The following is a 15,870-nucleotide window of genomic DNA, read 5'->3' as shown; positions in this document are numbered from 1 at the left end:
CCGGCGATGAGGTGGACCTATGGTGACCTCGGGTTTCCCCGATCCGGCGCACACCACGATCGGACAGCGCATCAGGTGGGCGCGAGAACGTGCCGGCATGTCCCGCCCGGTCCTCGGCGGCCTGGTCGACCGGAGCACCGAGTGGGTCAAGGCGGTCGAGAACGGCCGGTTGCAGGCGCCGCGCCTGCCGATGCTGCTCCGCATCGCGCACGCCCTCGGTGTGCAAGACCTCGCCGACCTCACCGGCAACGGCCATGCCGTGCCGGTCTCCGTGTTCGCGGGCGAGAGGCACAAGGCGCTCACCGCGGTGCAGGCCGCGCTGACGGACTACCACGTGTCCGGCGACGGCCCGCCGCCCAACGTCGCGCACCTCGCGGTACGTCTTGAGCAGGCGTGGCAGATCCGGCACGCGAGCCCCGATCACCGCACCCAGCTCGGGCTGCTCCTCCCCGACCTGATCCGGGACGCTCAGCGCGCCGTGCGCGTGATCCGCGGCGAGGGACGCCGTGACGCACGCCGGACGCTCGCCGGGGTGTACCGGCTCGCTGACTTCTACTGCGCCTACCAACCCGCTCCGGAGCTGGTGTGGCTCGTCGCGGACCGGGCGATGAACGAGGCGCTGGAGGCTGACGATCCGCTCGCGATCGCAGGGGGTGCGTGGGCGAAGGTCGGGGCCATGCGCGACGCCGGCCGCTGGGACGAAGCGCTGGACGTCGCCGAGTTCGGTGTTCGCGAGATCGAGCCCCACCTGGACAGCGGTGACGACTGGCGCGGCATGTGGGGCGCGCTGAAAGCCGAGGTCGCGTACGTGCACGCTCGGCGCGGCCGATACGGCCAAGCCTGGGAAGCGTGGGAGGAGGCGGACCGCGTGGCGCGTGAACTCCCCATCGGCTACCGGCACACGCAGTCGTCGTTCAGCCGTCCGGTGATGTCCGCGCACGCCACGACGCTCGGCGTGGAGTTGCGGCGCCCTGCTGAAGCGCTGCGCGCGGCTGACGGGTTCGACTCGGAGACCATCATCTCGGTGCCGCGCCGGGCCCGGCACCTGATCGAGGTCGCGCGGGCCCACGACCAGCGCGGCGAGCGGCATGCGGTGTGGGCGCTGCTCAACCACTCGGAGCGGACGGCCTCCGAGACGATCAAGTACAACGGGTTCGCGCGGGACATGCTGATCGGCTTGCGCAGCAACCCGCCGACCGGGCTGCGCCAGGACGTCCGCGATCTTTGCGAACGGGTCGGCATCGCGGCTTGACCTGATCAGGTGGGGGTACGGGTCGTACCCCCTGGGCTGCTGGAACGGTCTTACGGTCCCGGCATGCGGTTGATCACCAATGCGGAGGGCCCAGCCCGAGACGGGCGGGTCGTCGCGCCCTACGTCACTGCGAACAACGCCGAGCGGCCCCTGGAGTGCAGCCTGGTCGTGCGCCCTGACGGACTCGGTGTCGGGTACGCCAACGAACTGCCCGGCGATCGAGACGAGTTCGGTGTCCTGTGGCGGAAAGTCGCGGAACGGCCTGGCAAGGGCAAGCCCGAGTTCGGCAAGGTGCACCCGGCGCGGCAACGGCGTGCGATGCGCGAGCTCCTGTGCCAGGTGTGCGCGGGACCCGCCGACCGCGCGGAGAACGGTGCCCGGCGCTCCAGCGCGGCGCTGTCGCGGTTCGGGTTCGGGAGTTCGCGGTGGCAGGTGTCCGGGGAACGCTCTACCGGCCGGGCACGTTCGCACCCGTGCCGGTCACGGCCGCGAACCTCGCCTACGAAGACCCGAGAACTCGGTGGATGGTCGCCGTGGCATTGGTCCGTGAACTGAAAGGGTGCAGCCTCGTCCCGTTCGACGAGCTGCGCGGTGCGGAGGAGACACTTCGGTAAGTGGTTCTCCCGAATTTCTCCCAATGCGACCGAAAAGGCCGCAAAAACAAATCAGGCCCCGTCCACATCTACTGTGAACAGGGCCTGACCTGTGTCTAACCGGATCGGGGTGACAGGATTTGAACCTGCGACCTCTTCGTCCCGAACGAAGCGCGCTACCAAGCTGCGCCACACCCCGGTTGGAACGAGTAGAACTCTACATCATGTCCTTCCCAGCTCCGAATCGGACCCCCTCATTCCGGTCCTGACCAGGCATGACCGGCCGTGGGACCAGGGTCAGCAGCGAGGCCTCCGGAGGGCAGCAGAACCGCACCGGCGCGTAGGGCGACGTGCCCATGCCGGCGGAGACGTTCATCCACATGTGGGTGCCCCAGCGGGAGACGCCGCGGGCGCGGGTGCGGTCGAGGTCGCAGTTCGTCACGAGGGCGCCGTAGAAGGGGACGCGGAGTTGGCCGCCGTGGGTGTGGCCGGCCATGACGAAGTCGTAGCCGTCGGCTGCGAAGGGGTCCAGGACGCGGGGTTCCGGGGAGTGGGTGACACCCAGGCGCAGGGTGGCGTGGGGGTCCGGGGTCCCGGCGATGTCGGCGTAGCGGTCGCGTTTGAGGTGCGGGTCGTCCAGGCCCGCGGCGAAGACGGTCTGGCCGGCCACCTCGATGGTGCGGCGGACGTGGGTGAGGTCCTGCCAGCCGCGTTCGATCATGGCGGCACGGAGGTCTCGCCACGGGAGGGTCACGCCGTGGACGCGCTTCGTCTTGGCGGACGGGAGGAGGTAGCGCACCGGGTTCTTCATGCGCGGGGCGTAGTAGTCGTTGCTGCCGAAGACGAAGACGCCGGGGCGGTCCAGCAGGGGGCCGAGGGCGCGCAGCACGGCGGGGACGGCGTCCTTGTGGGCGAGGTTGTCACCGGTGTTCACGACCAGGTCCGGGTTCAGGTCGTTCAGGGCGGCGACCCAGCGCTGCTTGGAGACCTGGTTCGGGGTCATGTGCAGGTCTGAGATGTGCAACACCCTCATCGGCTTGGCGCCGGGGACGAGCACGGGGACCGTCGCGGTGCGCAGGGTCCAGTGCCTTCTCTCGATTCCCGCCGCGTAAGCGATGGTCGCGGTGCCGAGTGCGGTCGTGGCGAGGAGTGCGCGGCCGAGCTTGTTCACGTTGTCAAGGGTACGGAAGAGGAACAACTCGATCGGCGCCGCGTCCGGCGGGCGGTACCGTTCTGCGCCATGGCGGAGTTGAAGACGCGGTTGCAGAACGACCTGACTGCGGCGATGAAGGCCAGGGAGACGGTCACGGCCGGTGCCCTGCGGATGGCGCTCACGGCGGTCACGAACGAGGAGGTCTCGGGCAAGCAGGCTCGTGAGCTCAGCGACGACGAGGTCGTGAAGGTGCTGATGCGCGAGGCCAAGAAGCGCAAGGAGGCCGCGGAGGCCTTCGCGGGTGCCGGGCGTGCGGAGAAGGCGGAGCTGGAGCGCGCGGAGCTCGCCGTCCTGGAGGCGTACCTGCCGAAGCAGCTCGACGACGCCGAACTCGCGTCCATTGTGGACAAGGCGGTGGCCGCGGTGGCCGAGCAGTCCGGTGCGGCGCCCGGCCCGAAGCAGATGGGTCAGGTCATGAAGGCCGTCAACGCCGAGGTGGCCGGTCGCGCCGACGGTGGCCGGGTGGCCGCCGCGGTGAAGGCCAGGCTGACCTCCTGACACCTCGAAGGCTCCTCCCGCGCACGGCGGGAGGAGCCTTCCGTCACGCCGGAACCCGAGAGCGTTGCCGCGCGAGCAGCCAGCCGACCCCCGCCACGACCAGGCCGCCCGCGCCGGCCACGGCGAAGCCGAGCACCGCCCCGCCGTGGTCGATGGCCACGCCCGCGAGCGGTGAGCCGATGGCGCTGCCGACGGTGAAGGCCGAGCCCTGCAGCCCCAGCGCCAGGCCGCGTGCGGTGGCCGGGGCGAGGCGGCTGATGTGCTCGCCGGAGGCCGCGATCAGCGGCGCGCACATGAGGTTCATCGGCACGAGGAGCAGGCACAGCAACAGGACGCTGCCGTCCCCCAGGCCCACCGGGATCTCCAGCACCGCCATCAGCGCCAGCAGCACCAGCACACTCGGCGTCCGCTTCACGCCGCCGTAGACCAGGCCGCCGGCGATCGACGCCGCGCACATCGCGAAGAACGCGACCGCGAGCCAGCCCTGCTTGCCGGCGTGCTCCAGGCTCGCGATCGTCGAGACCTCCATGCCCACCAGGCAGGTCGTCGCGCCGGCGCACACCACGAACACGCCGACGACCGGGCCGCGCAGCCACTCGGAGATCCGCGGTTTCGGGCCGTCGACGACCTCGTCGGCGTGCACCATCGGCGGGTTCGCGACGTACAGCAGCACGCCGGCGAACAGGATCGAGACGCCGATGAACATCAACGCCGCGTTGGTGGAGAACTTGGTCGCGACGAACACCCCGAGCGCGGGCCCGGCCATGAACGACAGCTCGACGGAGATTGAGTCGAGCGACAGCGCGACCCGCCGCTGCACCTCCGGCACCAGCGCGGTGATGATCTGCCGCCCGATCGACATCATCGGCACGCCGAGCAGGCCGACGGCGAACGACGCGACCAGCAGCGTCCAGTACGACATGAGCGGCGCGGTGAGCCAGAACGCGGCCGATGCCGTCACGCTCAGCGCGAGCATGGTGCGCAGGCCGCGTTCGTCGATCAGCTTGCCCATCAGCGGCGCGCCCAGCCCCATGCCGACGGTGCCCGCCGCGCCGACCAGTCCGGCCGCGCCGTAGCCCTCGTCCAGCGTCACGGCGACGTGCAGCGTCAGGATCACGCCCGTCGCCGCCGGTGGCATCCGTGCGAACAGCATCAGCAGCAGCAGTGGCCGGACCCTGGGCAGCACGAGGACGTGTTTGAAGGGCGCGAGGTTCACACCCCATACTTACTTTGCCTGGCTAATGATTTACAGGGCGTCCTGTTGATGTACGCAAGATCACACGGAGTAGAGGTCTTCCAGCGCCCGGTAGGCCTTCGCGATGAACGGCCGCGCCGCCGCGTACCGCTTGATCGCCTCCTCGTCCGGCGTGATCGTCCTGGTCGGCCGCACGAGGTCGACGGTCAGCGACTCGATCTCGCCCAGCGCCCGCCACGCCAGCAGCGCCGCGCCCACGGCCGAACCGCCGCTGTCCTCGGTGAGGTGCAACGGCATGCCGAGCGCGTCCGCCAGCACCTGGGCCCAGACCGGCGCGCGGAACGCCCCGCCGGTGATCCGGATCGAGTCGACCACCGGCACGGCGTCGAGCACCAGCGCGAGCTGCTGGCAGGCACCCTCGACCAGGGCCTTGGTGATCTGGGCCGGGGTGTGTTCACGGCGCAGGCCCAGCAACGCGGCGTGCACGGTCGGGTCCCACCACGGCGCGCGCTCGCCGAGCAGGTAGGGCAGCGCGACCAGCCCGTCGGAGTCGGCGTGCAGCGCCTGGGCGAGCAGGTCGCCGACCTGGACGCCGAACGTCTCGGCCGCCCACTGCGCGACCACGCCGCCGTTGCTGATGGCGCCGCCGCGCACCCACAGCCCGTCGGCGATGGCGTAGCTGAACGTGCGGCCCTCGTCGTCGATGCCGGGCCCCTGCTGTGCCACGCGCAGGGCGCCGGAGGTGCCGAGCGACACCGCGCCCGCGCCGGGGGTGGCCGCGCCGACGCCGAGGTTGCCCAGCGGTCCGTCGCCGCCGCCGATCACCACCGGGATGCCCTTGCGCAGGCCGGGGATCTCGGCGGTCAGCGGTGTGGCGTGCGTGGGTTCGACGAGCGGCGGCAGCTGGTCGGCGGTGACCCCGGCGAACTCCAGCGACGGCTCGTGCCACTGCAGCGTGTGGATGTTCATCAGGCCGGTGCCGGAGCCGCACGAGTGCTCGTTGAGCAGCTGACCGGTCAGGTGCAGGTGCACGAAGTCCTTGATCTCGCACCACTTCGCGGCCCGCACGCCGTTCTCGTGGAACCAGGCGAGCTTCATCAGCGGCGTGAACGAGTGGATCGGCGCGCCGGTCATCCGGTGCAGCTCACGCCCCTCGGCGGTGCCGCGCAGCCGTTCGGTCTGCTCGATCGCGCGGTTGTCGGCCCAGCTCAGCGACTCGGTGACCGGGCGCAGGTCCGCGTCCAGGCCCATGATCGAGTGCATGGCGCCGGTCAACGCGATCGCGCGCACGTCGTCGGAGGCCAGCTCGCGCAGGGCGTCGAACGCCGCTGCGAGCACCACCTGCGGGTCGTGCGTGGCCTCCGGGCCGCTGGTGCGCATCGGGTAGCCGCGCTCGGTCGAGGCGACCACGCGGGCGTGCTCGTCCACCGCGACGACCTTGGTGGCCGTCGTCCCGAGGTCCACCGCCAGAACGATCATGACCGGCCCCTCAGCGCGCTGAACACCGCGAAGCTCGGCGAGACCCGCAGCGGTTCCCAGAACTCGGGGCCGCGCTCGTCGTCGGGCACCACGACGGGATGACGCGTCACGTCCGTGAGCCCCGCACGCTGCAATGCAGCGTCGAACACGCCGCGCTGCCAGAAGAACGAGTCGAAGTCGAACGGCGGGTCGCCCAGCACGTGCACGCGGACCGGCTGCTTGACGTCCATCGGGCCGGTGCGGGTGATCTCGTAGCCGTAGCGGCCGTACTGCGCGAACAGGTCCCAGTCGCCGTCCGGGTTCGGCACCACCACGACGAGCCGCCCGCCGGGGACGAGGTTCGCCGCGAGGTTGCCGATCATGACGTCCAGCGCGGCCTCGTCGTCGGCGTAGCCGAGCAGCCACACGGCCGTGACGACGTCGAACTCGCCGAGCACGGGCAGGCTCGTGGCGTCGTGCTGCGCGTAGGTGATGCCGCGCGGTTCGCGGTCCTCGACGTGCCGGGCGTACCCGACCATCTCACCGGCCGAGTCGACGCCCGCGACCCGCGTCGCGCCGAGGTCGTGGAAGAGCCGCGGGTAGAACCCGGTGCCGCAGGCCACGTCCAGCACCGCCTTGCCGCGCAGGTCGCCCACGGCCGACAGCAGCGTGGCGCGTTCGGCCAACCCGGTCGGGATGTGCTTGGCGCGCTCGTAGATCGCACCCAGCGCGTCGTACTGCTCGTCGCTCTCCGCCATGGACGTCACCCTAGGACGGCGGGTAGCGGGTGAACCACTCGTGTGCCAGCGGCGGCGTGGGACCGGCCTCGGTGGCCCAGTCGGTGACCATCCGGTCGATCAGGTCCCGGAACTGCACCCGCTCGACCCAGTCCGGCCGGATCCCGTCCACACCGTGCAGCGCGCCGACCAGGTTGCCGCACATGGACGCCGTCGAGTCGCTGTCGCCGCCGTGGTTGACCGACACCAGCAACGCCTCGTTCGGGTCGTCGGTGACCAGCGCGGCGTACAGCGCGATCGCGAGCGCCGTGTCGCCGACCTCGCCCCGGCCGAGCTCCTCGACGCGGGCGACGCCCGGCTCACCGAGGGCGGCCAGCTCGATGGCGTGTTCGAGGCCGGCGACGACCTCCTCATGACCTTCCCGCCGGACGAGCGAGCTCATCGCCACGTCGACGGCGTCGAGCAACCCGTTGCCGCGCAACAGCTGGTGGACGAGCACGGCGAACGCACCGGCCGACAGGTACCCGCTGGCATGGCCGTGGGTGAGCGCCGCGTTGTCCGCCGCGAGCGCGAACACGACGCTCGGGTCGTCGTCGGCGAGCGCGACCGGCGCGACCCGCATGACACCGCCGCAGCCCTTGGAGTCGTTGGCAGGCTTGGAGATCGTGGCCTGCTCGCCGGTGCGCGCGTACTCCTGCAACGCGCTCGTGCACGTGAGTCCGGGCGCACGCATGCGGAACAGGTCGTGGTGCGTGACCAGCCAGCCGTCCGGTTCCTCCAGAGTGGACAGTGGACCACGCGCCTTGGCCCACGGCGTTTTCTGCGTGTGCAGCCAACGTTGGTACGCGTGCTGCGTGACCGCGGTCAGCTCCTGGGACCCCGTGAGCCGTTCGCGCACGTGCGCGCGGATGACCGCTTCGAACGTGAAGAGCGTCATCTGCGTGTCGTCGGTGATGCGCGGGTCGGCCGGTAGGTCCGTCACGCCCTGCGGGCCGTGGCGTTCGTGGACGACCTCCATCGGCAGGTTCTCGGTGTTCGCGCCCAGCGCGTCACCGATCGCGCCCGCGATGAGGCAGCCGCGCAGCCTGCTCGTGTCCTTCTTCTTCGACTTCCACACGGCGTAGAACCGGTTGCCGTCCGGGTCGACCCACCGGCTGCCTTCCCGCCGCGTGAACGGCCGCTCGTAGCAGCCGCACATCCGCAGGTGCTGCGCCGCGTCGTCGGCGAGGTGGAACAGGTCGAACTCGGTGTCGAAGGGCAGGCCGGGGTTGATGTGCAGGCGGTCCGGCTTGGTGCCGGCGAACTTCGCGTTGCCGGCGATCTTGGTGATGATGGTGTGCAGGTTCGTGCGCACCCACTGGTCCGCGTCCGCCGGCAACCGCTCCGGTGCCGTGTAGACCTCGAACGTCTCCGGGTAGTGGTGGTTGTCGATCACCACGTTGCCGGGGACGAGCAGTTCGCCGTGCGGGGCGTTGTGCGCGAACTCGGCGCGGTCGTACCAGCCGAGGCCGAGGTAGCTCAGGAAGTGCTCCATCGGCGTCAGCGGCCGCGGCCTGCCCTGCGCCACCGGCCCCGGCACCCGGTCCGGGTTGAGGTGCAGCTCGCCGCCACCCGTGGGCACCCAGCCGAGCACCGCCGCACGTCCCGGCGGCAGCCGCATGCCGGGCAGCTGCGCGAACTCCGGGTCGAACCGCGGCTCCCACGGCCGTTGACCGCCGACCGCGCTGCCGCCCGACAGCTCGGTGATCGTGCCCAGGGCGTGGACCTCCAGCGCGTGCTCCGGCCACCGGCCGCCGGCGCGGACCCGGCCCTCGTCGTCGGGCAGCGCGAACCCGATCTCCCACCCGGCCGTGGTGTCGAAGACGCACCTCGGGTCGATGCGGTGCTCCGGCCGGTGCTGGGCCAGCCACTTGTCGGCCTTGATCACCGCCTGGTCGCGGTTCACCACGACCTCCGGAACAGCTCTTCCGCAGTGGTCCTGATCTCGTGGTCGGGCCCGCCGCGCAACGCACCGGCGACGGCTCGCGCGACGCCTCGTCCTCCGCCGTGCACGGCCTGCGCGAGCGCACCGGCGGCGGTGAACGGGTCGGCGTCCGGCGGGTCGAGCCGCTCGGGGGTGAAGAGGTGCTCGGCCAGCAGCAGCACGGCGTCGAGGGCCGGCGAGCCGGGGCCGTGGGTGAGGGCGACCAGCTCGGCGACCTGGTACTCGTCGAGGCCGCGGACGGCGGCGGGCAACGCCCAGATCAACGCGCCGGGCCCCTGCGACCTGGGCTTGCCGCGGTAGTCGTCCTCGGCGAGCAGGCGGGCGGCCTGGCGTGACACGAGGTCGGGCTGCACGGCCGGTCGGCCGGCCCACCGCGCCAGTGCCGCCTTCGGGTCTTCCGCGCAGCACGCGACGAGCTGGTCGACCAGTCCTGTGCGGACACCGGCGCCGTGTGCGAAACCTTGGAACGCGGCCACGACCTGCTGCGGTCGTGGCGGCTGGACCCACTGGATCTCCCCCATCGCCGCCCGACCCTACCGGGTGTCAAGACGTGGCACAGATCCGCTACCAGAAGCTACTTGCAACCACGCAAAAGTGGCCAACAAGCCTCTGAGCTGCGCAAATAGCCAGTTTTGATCTCTACTTGAAACCTACTAGCAAGGACACGATAGGAGTGCAGGCACTATGACGACCACCGGGCTACTCTAAAAAGTTTAGAGTAGCCCGGTGACGATCGCGGAAGTTGAGACAGCACTCGCAGCGCCCAGACGCGACGTGGGTGCCCTGCTCTTGGCGGCACCTGAAGACCAGTGGTATGACCGGAAGAACGTACTCCTGGAACCTCGCGATCTCGCTCCTGCGATCGTCGCCTTCGCGAACGCCGAGGGTGGAACCATCGCTATCGGCCTCCACAACGGCAAGGTGCAAGGCGTGGACGCGCACCGACGAAAGATGAACGACTTCCGTCAGGTTCCAATCGATTTTACGGTCCCCCCTGTTCGCGTGCAGTTTCTTGAGATCGAGTGCGTCAACAGCGAAGGTGAATCGGATCACCTCCTCGTAGTTCAAGTGGAGCCGAGCGAGGTCGTTCATGAGACACAAAAAGGCGACTGCTACCTCCGCATCGGCGACGAGTCACGCAAGCTCAACTTCAACCAGCGGCAAGAGTTGCACTTCGACAAGGGCCAGAGCCAATACGACGGCTTTGAGGCGGAAGGAGTGACTATTTCCGATCTCGACGCCAAGCTGCTCACACACTACAAGCGCAGGACCGGCGCATCAGACACAGCACAGAAGCTTCTCGCCGCACGCAGTCTGATGACCCGAAAAGGAAAGATCAACAACGCCGGATATCTTCTCTTCGGCAAGCACCCACAGGATGTTCACCCTCAGGCATACATACGAGTGATCCGATACCTGAGCACCGAGAGAGGCACGGGGTCGTCGCTGTCACTGGAAGACGGTGCGGACATCAGGTTCGAGGGTCCGATACCTTACGCGATCCAGGGCGCCAGCGGAGCGATCGACGAGCTCATACCGAAGCGGCGCTCACTCGGCGAGTCCGGCACGTTCGAGTCACATCCGATCGTACCTCGCAACGCATGGCTGGAAGGTCTGGTCAACGCCGCAGTGCACCGGTCATACAGCCTGGCCGGAGACCACATCCGTGTTGAAATTTTTCCCAACCGAATCGAGATCGAGAGCCCCGGACGGTTCCCTGGGCTTGCGAATCCTCAGCGCCCACTCGAAATCAGTAGATTTGCCAGAAATCCTAGAATTGCTCGCGTCTGCGCAGACCTTCGGATCGGCCAGGAGTTGGGCGAGGGAATCAAGCGAATCTTCGCGGAGATGCGGCGCGTCGGACTCACGGACCCCGTCTACAAGCAGTCCGCCGGAAGCGTGAGGCTGATTCTGGTCGACATGCAGAGGCTTGATCCACGAATTGCCGCGAAACTTCCTCGGGGAAGTCAGCAAGTTTTGGACGTTCTGCGTGCTTCGGCGAACCCGCTCGGCACGGGAGATATCGCCGAGGCACTGGGCCTGAGTCGTCCCGCGACCAAAATCCGCCTGAAGGCACTCGAGGACCTCAGACTGATCCGCTGGAACGGAAAGTCGGCGAAAGATCCACGTGCAGTTTGGTCGCTTCCCGAGGACGATCAGTTTCTTGAGAGGTAGCGGATGCCTGGCTCGCCATGGAACGAGCCAGGCATCCGCTCTTCAACACAAGCGTCTACAGGCGCTTCGCGAGCTCTTCCGCGATCTCGTAGGTGTTCAGCGCGGCACCCTTGCGCAGGTTGTCACCGCACACGAAGAAGTCCAGCGTGTTCGGGAAGTCCAGCGCCTGCCGCACGCGGCCCACGTACGTCGGGTCCTCGCCCACCACGCCGGCCGGGGTCGGGAACCGCTGGGCGGCCGGGTCGTCGACGAGCACGATCGTCGGCTGCTCCGAGAAGATCTTGTGCGCCGCCTCGACGGTGACCTCGCGGGCGAACACCGCGTGGACGGCCAGCGAGTGCGTCGTGACGACCGGGACGCGCACGCAGGTCGCGGAGACCTTCAGGTCCGGGATGCCGAGGATCTTGCGGGCCTCGTTGCGGACCTTCAGCTCCTCCGACGACCAGCCGTCGTCCTTCAGCGACCCCGCCCACGGCACCACGTTCAGCACCAGCGGCGCCGGGAACGGGGAGTCCTCCGCGGACAGACCGGCGGCGGCGAGCGCCTCGGCGACGTCACCGGCGACGACCCCGGCCTCCTTGCCGGCCAGCGCGCTGATCTCGGCGTAGAGGCGGTCGATGCCGGACTGACCGGCACCGGAGGCGGCCTGGTAGGAGGAGACGACCAGTTCCTTCAGCTCGAACTCGCGGTGCAGGGCACCGAGCGACGCCATCATCGACAGCGTCGTGCAGTTCGGGTTCGAGATGATGCCGCGCGGGCGGTTGTCGACCTGGGCGGCGTTGACCTCGGGCACGACCAGCGGCACGTCGGCGTCCATCCGGAACGCACCGGAGTTGTCGATCGCGACGGCACCGCGCTCGGCGGCGATCGGCGCCCACTGCGCGGAGACCTCGTCCGGCACGTCGAACATCGCGATGTCGACGCCGTCGAACGCCTCCGGCGAGAGCGCGATGACCGTGAGCTCCTGGCCACGCACGTTGATCTTCTTGCCCGCCGACCGCGGTGACGCGATCAGCCGGACCTCGCCCCACGGGAAGTCGGAGCGGGTGTTCATGATGTCGATCATCACGGTGCCCACGGCACCGGTCGCGCCCACCAGCGCGAGAACGGGGGCGCTCATCGGCCGGTCCCCGCGTAGACGACGGCCTCTTCGTCGGTGCCCAGGTCGAACGCGTCGTGCAGCGCGCGCACGGCGTCGTCGAGCTGGGTGTCGCGGCAGATGACCGAGATGCGGATCTCCGACGTGGAGATGATGTCGATGTTCACGCCGGCGGTGGCGAGCGCCTCGCAGAACGTGGCCGTGACGCCGGGGTGCGAGCGCATGCCCGCGCCGATCAGCGACACCTTGCCGACGTGCTCGTCGTAGAGGACCTGGTCGAAGCCGATCTCGCCGCGGGCCTTCTCCAGTGCCGCCACCGCACGCGGACCGTCGTCCTTGGACAGCGTGAACGTGATGTCGGTGCGGCCGGAGGCGGCCTGCGAGACGTTCTGCACGACCATGTCGATGTCGAGCTCCGCCTGCGCCACCACCCGGAAGATCTTGGCCGCGATGCCGGGGTGGTCGGGGACGGCGGTAACGGTGATCTTGGCTTCTGACCGGTCGTGCGCGACGCCGGTGATCATCGCCTGTTCCACGGAAGCGTCCTCCACTGAACCGGACACGATGGTTCCGGTCTTGTTGCTGAACGACGAACGGACGTGCACGGGGACGCCGTAGCGGCGGGCGTACTCCACACAGCGGAGCATCAGCACCTTCGCGCCACAGGCGGCCATCTCGAGCATTTCCTCGTAGGTGATCGTGTCGAGCTTCCTCGCGTTCGGCACGATGCGCGGGTCGGCGGTGTAGACGCCGTCCACGTCGGTGTAGATCTCGCACACGTCGGCCTTCGTGGCCGCCGCGAGCGCCACCGCGGTGGTGTCGCTGCCGCCGCGCCCGAGCGTGGTGATCTCCTTGGAGTCCTGGCTGACGCCCTGGAACCCGGCGACGATCGCGATCGCCCCGTCCGAGAGCGCGTCCTGGATCCGGCTCGGGGTCACGTCGATGATCCGGGCCTTGCCGTGCACCGACGTCGTGATCACACCGGCCTGCGACCCCGTGTAGGACCGCGCCTGGGCTCCGAGCGTGTTGATCGCCATGGCGAGCAGCGACATCGAGATCCGCTCACCCGAGGTGAGCAGCATGTCGAGCTCACGCACCGGCGGCACCGGGGCGACCTGGTGGGCGAGGTCGAGCAGCTCGTCGGTCGTGTCGCCCATGGCCGACACGACGACAACGACGTCGTTGCCCGCCTTTTTGGTCGCGACGATGCGCTCGGCCACGCGTTTGATCCGCTCGGCACTTCCCACCGATGAACCGCCGTACTTCTGGACGACGAGCGCCACCGACCCAACCTCCCTCACACGCGACTAAAACCGCACGTCGTGGGCAGCCTACCCGGACCACCTGGTGAGATCCTGGAGCCGTGACGGGCGTGACTACGCTGTCCGGGTGTCCTCAGTCGATGTGGTGGAGGCTTCTCCAGCGATGCCCGAACGCGCTCCGCGGCCCCGCATCGGCGAGTTGCTGAGACACCCCGCCGCGCTGTGGGCCGCCCCGGCGTTGATCTACCTGTTCGTGCGGCAGTTCGGCCTGGTCGTGCTCGGGTGGATGGTCGACCACCAGAACAGCCGGCAGAACACGGCCATGACGGTGTCCGGCGAGCTGGGCTCGTGGGACGGCGAGTGGTTCCTCGGGATCGCCGAGCACGGCTACAACGACGTGCCGATGCGGCTGGTCGACGCGGCCGGGCGGCGTTCGGCGGAGACCCCGCTGGCGTTCTTCCCCGGCTATCCCGCGCTGGTCAGGTGGGTCGACGGCCTACCGGGCGTGGACGTGCAGGGCGCGGCGTTCGCGGTGAGCCTGATCAGCGGCCTGTTCTGCGCGTACGGCCTGTTCGTGCTCGGCCGCACGGTCCGCGGCGGCTCGTCCCGCGCCGGGCTGGTGCTGGTCACGCTGTTCGCCGCCTCCCCCATGGCCGTCGTGCTGTCGATGACGTACTCGGAGGCCACGTTCTGCGCGTTCGCCGCGTGGGCGCTGGTCGGCGTGGTGCGCAAGCAGTGGGTCATGGCCGGTGTCTGCTGCGCGGGCGCCGGCCTGGTGCGCCCGACCGCCGGTGCCCTCATCGCCGCCATCTGCCTGGCCGCGCTGGTCGCGGTGCTCGGCGACCGGCAGGACTGGAGGGCGTGGGCCGGCGGCCTGGTCGCCCCGGTCGGCCTGCTGGGCTACCTGGGGTGGGTGGCGGTCCGCACGGGCGAGCTCGACGGCTGGTTCGGCGTGCAGCAGCGCGGCTGGGGCTCGCGGTTCGACGGCGGCGAGGCGACCTGGACGTTCGCCCTGCAACACCTCGGCGAACCGCGCTCGGCACTGGAGATCGGCACCGTGTGGCTGCTCGTGCTGGCGGTCGTCCTGGTCTTCTACGCCGTCCAGCGCCGCCTGGAGTGGCCGTTGATCGTCTACGGCGTCGGCGTGCTGGTCATGGACCTCGGCTCGAACGGCCTGATGAACTCCAAGGCCCGCCTGCTGCTGCCCGCGTTCACGCTGCTGGTGCCGCTGGCCCTGGTGCTGGCCCGCCGCCGCCTGTCGACCGTCGTCACCGTGCTCGCCGTGACCACGCTGTTCAGCGCGTGGTTCGGTGCGTACGCCCTCGCCGTTTGGGACTATGCGATCTGATGAACGAGCTGATCTCGAAGCGCTGGAGCCCGCGCGCCTTCTCCGCTGACGCCACCATCACCGACGACGAGCTGCGCGTGCTCCTGGAGGCGGCCCGCTGGGCCCCTTCGCACGGCAACAGCCAGCCGGCGCGGTTCGTCGTGGGCCACCGCGGCTCGCCGACGTTCGACAAGATCCACGAGACCCTCCGTCCCGGCAACAAGACCTGGGCCGGACGCGCCTCGGTGCTGCTGATCGGCTGCGTGATCACCGCGGACGACCGCGGCGACCTCTCGAACGTCGAGTTCGGCCTCGGCCTGGCCATGGAGAACATCGCCCTGCAGGCCGTCGACCTGGGCCTGATCACGCACATGATGGGCGGCTTCGACAGGGAGGCCGCGCACGCCGCGTTCTCGATGCCCGCCGACGTGCGCCCGCTGGTCGCGATGGCGCTGGGCCGTCCCGGCCGCGTGGAGGACCTGCCCGAGGACCTCCAGGCCCGCGAACAACGCGAACGCCGCCGCCACCCGCTGTCCGAGACGGTCTTCACCGGCACCTGGGGCGAGTCACCGTTCGGTTGAGAAGTACTTCGTGGCGACCTCGTTGTGCAGCGGGAACGCCAACGGCACGCACTCGAAGATGACCTTCCGCTCGGACGCCTCCTCGTTGGGCACGAACGGAGGCATGTCCTCGGCGTTGACGGCGGGCGCGGTGGCGAACATGAGCACCGTCCCCCCGTCCGGTGTGGACACGAAGTGCAACGGCCGCAACTCGTCGGGGTCGACCAGCACCCCGGCTTCTTCTTCGAGCTCGCGCGCCGCACTCTGCTGCCACGACTCACCGCGCTCGATGAACCCGCTGACGAACGCCAGCTCCCCGACCGGCGGGATGGCCCTGCGCACGGTGAGCAGACCGGTCCTGGCCCCGTCCTTGACCGGCACGAGCAGCACGACGACCGGAGCAGGGTTGTCCCACACCATGTGGGCACAGCCGGGACACCTGCGCGGGTAGGCGCTCGTGTCGGTGTACGCGGTGCCGCAGTTGTCGCAGAAGTCGTCACGCGCCATGGCCGTGACG

Annotated in this window: 15 protein-coding genes and 1 tRNA gene; 6 read left to right on the top strand and 10 right to left on the bottom strand. The window is 69.6% G+C overall.

Going from position 1 to position 15,870, the window contains the following annotated elements:
- Positions 1–19 precede the first annotated feature (19 nt).
- Both ADL03_RS32395 and ADL03_RS48925 read left to right on the top strand, forming a co-directional pair.
- Complete coding sequence (locus tag ADL03_RS32395; protein WP_053737399.1) at positions 20–1,252, top strand: helix-turn-helix transcriptional regulator; 1,233 nt, start codon at positions 20–22, stop codon at positions 1,250–1,252.
- Positions 1,253–1,677: 425 nt separating this feature from the next.
- Entirely contained in the window at positions 1,678–1,866 is a 189-nt protein-coding gene (locus ADL03_RS48925) for a hypothetical protein (protein ID WP_197288834.1), read from the top strand.
- A gap of 104 nt (positions 1,867–1,970) precedes the next feature.
- Here ADL03_RS48925 and ADL03_RS32385 read toward each other — a convergent pair.
- Both ADL03_RS32385 and ADL03_RS32380 read right to left on the bottom strand, forming a co-directional pair.
- Positions 1,971–2,044, bottom strand: a tRNA-Pro gene (locus tag ADL03_RS32385).
- A gap of 18 nt (positions 2,045–2,062) precedes the next feature.
- Entirely contained in the window at positions 2,063–3,016 is a 954-nt protein-coding gene (locus ADL03_RS32380) for a metallophosphoesterase (protein ID WP_053737397.1), read from the bottom strand.
- A gap of 69 nt (positions 3,017–3,085) precedes the next feature.
- Here ADL03_RS32380 and ADL03_RS32375 point away from each other — a divergent pair, with 69 nt between their 5' ends.
- Complete coding sequence (locus tag ADL03_RS32375; protein WP_053737396.1) at positions 3,086–3,556, top strand: GatB/YqeY domain-containing protein; 471 nt, start codon at positions 3,086–3,088, stop codon at positions 3,554–3,556.
- A 43-nt stretch (positions 3,557–3,599) separates the two neighbouring features.
- Here ADL03_RS32375 and ADL03_RS32370 read toward each other — a convergent pair whose 3' ends face one another.
- From ADL03_RS32370 to ADL03_RS32350, 5 genes are read right to left on the bottom strand one after another with little or no spacing between them, the layout of a single operon-like run.
- Entirely contained in the window at positions 3,600–4,772 is a 1,173-nt protein-coding gene (locus ADL03_RS32370) for an MFS transporter (protein WP_053737395.1), read from the bottom strand.
- Positions 4,773–4,832: 60 nt separating this feature from the next.
- The gene (locus tag ADL03_RS32365) at positions 4,833–6,230 is read right to left on the bottom strand and encodes a gluconokinase (protein ID WP_053737394.1); all 1,398 of its coding nucleotides are present in this window, start codon (positions 6,228–6,230) and stop codon (positions 4,833–4,835) included.
- Positions 6,227–6,967, bottom strand: a complete 741-nt coding sequence (locus ADL03_RS32360; RefSeq protein WP_053737449.1) for a class I SAM-dependent methyltransferase — start codon at positions 6,965–6,967, stop codon at positions 6,227–6,229. Before ADL03_RS32360 ends, ADL03_RS32365 begins: the two co-directional genes overlap by 4 nt.
- Positions 6,968–6,977: 10 nt before the next feature.
- Positions 6,978–8,891, bottom strand: a complete 1,914-nt coding sequence (locus tag ADL03_RS47590) for an ADP-ribosylglycohydrolase family protein (protein WP_157529533.1) — start codon at positions 8,889–8,891, stop codon at positions 6,978–6,980.
- A complete protein-coding gene (locus tag ADL03_RS32350) occupies positions 8,888–9,451 on the bottom strand; it encodes a hypothetical protein (RefSeq protein WP_053737393.1) in 564 nt (187 codons plus the stop codon). Before ADL03_RS32350 ends, ADL03_RS47590 begins: the two co-directional genes overlap by 4 nt.
- 205 nt (positions 9,452–9,656) lie before the next feature.
- Here ADL03_RS32350 and ADL03_RS46025 point away from each other — a divergent pair, with 205 nt between their 5' ends.
- A complete protein-coding gene (locus ADL03_RS46025; protein WP_231642571.1) occupies positions 9,657–11,105 on the top strand; it encodes an ATP-binding protein in 1,449 nt (482 codons plus the stop codon).
- A gap of 55 nt (positions 11,106–11,160) precedes the next feature.
- On the opposite strand, the gene ADL03_RS32340 is transcribed toward ADL03_RS46025, so the two are convergent.
- Both ADL03_RS32340 and ADL03_RS32335 read right to left on the bottom strand, forming a co-directional pair.
- Entirely contained in the window at positions 11,161–12,225 is a 1,065-nt protein-coding gene (locus ADL03_RS32340) for an aspartate-semialdehyde dehydrogenase (RefSeq protein ID WP_053737391.1), read from the bottom strand.
- On the bottom strand, positions 12,222–13,487 hold the full coding sequence (locus tag ADL03_RS32335; protein WP_053737390.1) for an aspartate kinase: 1,266 nt from the start codon (positions 13,485–13,487) through the stop codon (positions 12,222–12,224). The genes ADL03_RS32340 and ADL03_RS32335 overlap by 4 nt, the downstream gene beginning before the upstream one ends.
- Positions 13,488–13,593: 106 nt before the next feature.
- Here ADL03_RS32335 and ADL03_RS32330 point away from each other — a divergent pair, with 106 nt between their 5' ends.
- Together ADL03_RS32330 and ADL03_RS32325 are read left to right on the top strand one after the other, a co-directional pair.
- A complete protein-coding gene (locus ADL03_RS32330) occupies positions 13,594–14,814 on the top strand; it encodes a hypothetical protein (protein WP_197288833.1) in 1,221 nt (406 codons plus the stop codon).
- Complete coding sequence (locus tag ADL03_RS32325; protein ID WP_053737389.1) at positions 14,814–15,374, top strand: nitroreductase family protein; 561 nt, start codon at positions 14,814–14,816, stop codon at positions 15,372–15,374. Before ADL03_RS32330 ends, ADL03_RS32325 begins: the two co-directional genes overlap by 1 nt.
- Here the strand turns inward: ADL03_RS32325 and ADL03_RS32320 are convergent.
- The gene (locus ADL03_RS32320; RefSeq protein WP_053737388.1) at positions 15,360–15,860 is read right to left on the bottom strand and encodes an NUDIX domain-containing protein; all 501 of its coding nucleotides are present in this window, start codon (positions 15,858–15,860) and stop codon (positions 15,360–15,362) included. The two genes, ADL03_RS32325 and ADL03_RS32320, sit on opposite strands and share 15 nt — an antisense overlap.
- Between the last annotated feature and the right edge of the window lie 10 nt (positions 15,861–15,870).

The sequence above is a fragment of the Nocardia sp. NRRL S-836 genome, assembly GCF_001279525.1.
Lineage (GTDB): Bacteria > Actinomycetota > Actinomycetes > Mycobacteriales > Pseudonocardiaceae > Lentzea.
The sequence above is the reverse complement of the archived record's forward strand: the minus strand, read 5'-3'. Positions and strand labels throughout refer to the sequence as shown.

Excerpts from the sequence above, each read along its gene's own strand:
- ADL03_RS32325 (WP_053737389.1), top strand. The coding sequence starts at position 14,814 with ATGAACGAGCTGATCTCGAAGCGCTGGAGCCCGCGCGCCTTCTCCGCT.
- ADL03_RS32320 (WP_053737388.1), bottom strand. The coding sequence starts at position 15,860 with ATGGCGCGTGACGACTTCTGCGACAACTGCGGCACCGCGTACACCGAC.
- ADL03_RS32365 (WP_053737394.1), bottom strand. The coding sequence starts at position 6,230 with ATGATCGTTCTGGCGGTGGACCTCGGGACGACGGCCACCAAGGTCGTC.
- ADL03_RS32375 (WP_053737396.1), top strand. The coding sequence starts at position 3,086 with ATGGCGGAGTTGAAGACGCGGTTGCAGAACGACCTGACTGCGGCGATG.
- ADL03_RS32360 (WP_053737449.1), bottom strand. The coding sequence starts at position 6,967 with ATGGCGGAGAGCGACGAGCAGTACGACGCGCTGGGTGCGATCTACGAG.
- ADL03_RS32350 (WP_053737393.1), bottom strand. The coding sequence starts at position 9,451 with ATGGGGGAGATCCAGTGGGTCCAGCCGCCACGACCGCAGCAGGTCGTG.
- ADL03_RS32395 (WP_053737399.1), top strand. The coding sequence starts at position 20 with ATGGTGACCTCGGGTTTCCCCGATCCGGCGCACACCACGATCGGACAG.
- ADL03_RS32340 (WP_053737391.1), bottom strand. The coding sequence starts at position 12,225 with ATGAGCGCCCCCGTTCTCGCGCTGGTGGGCGCGACCGGTGCCGTGGGC.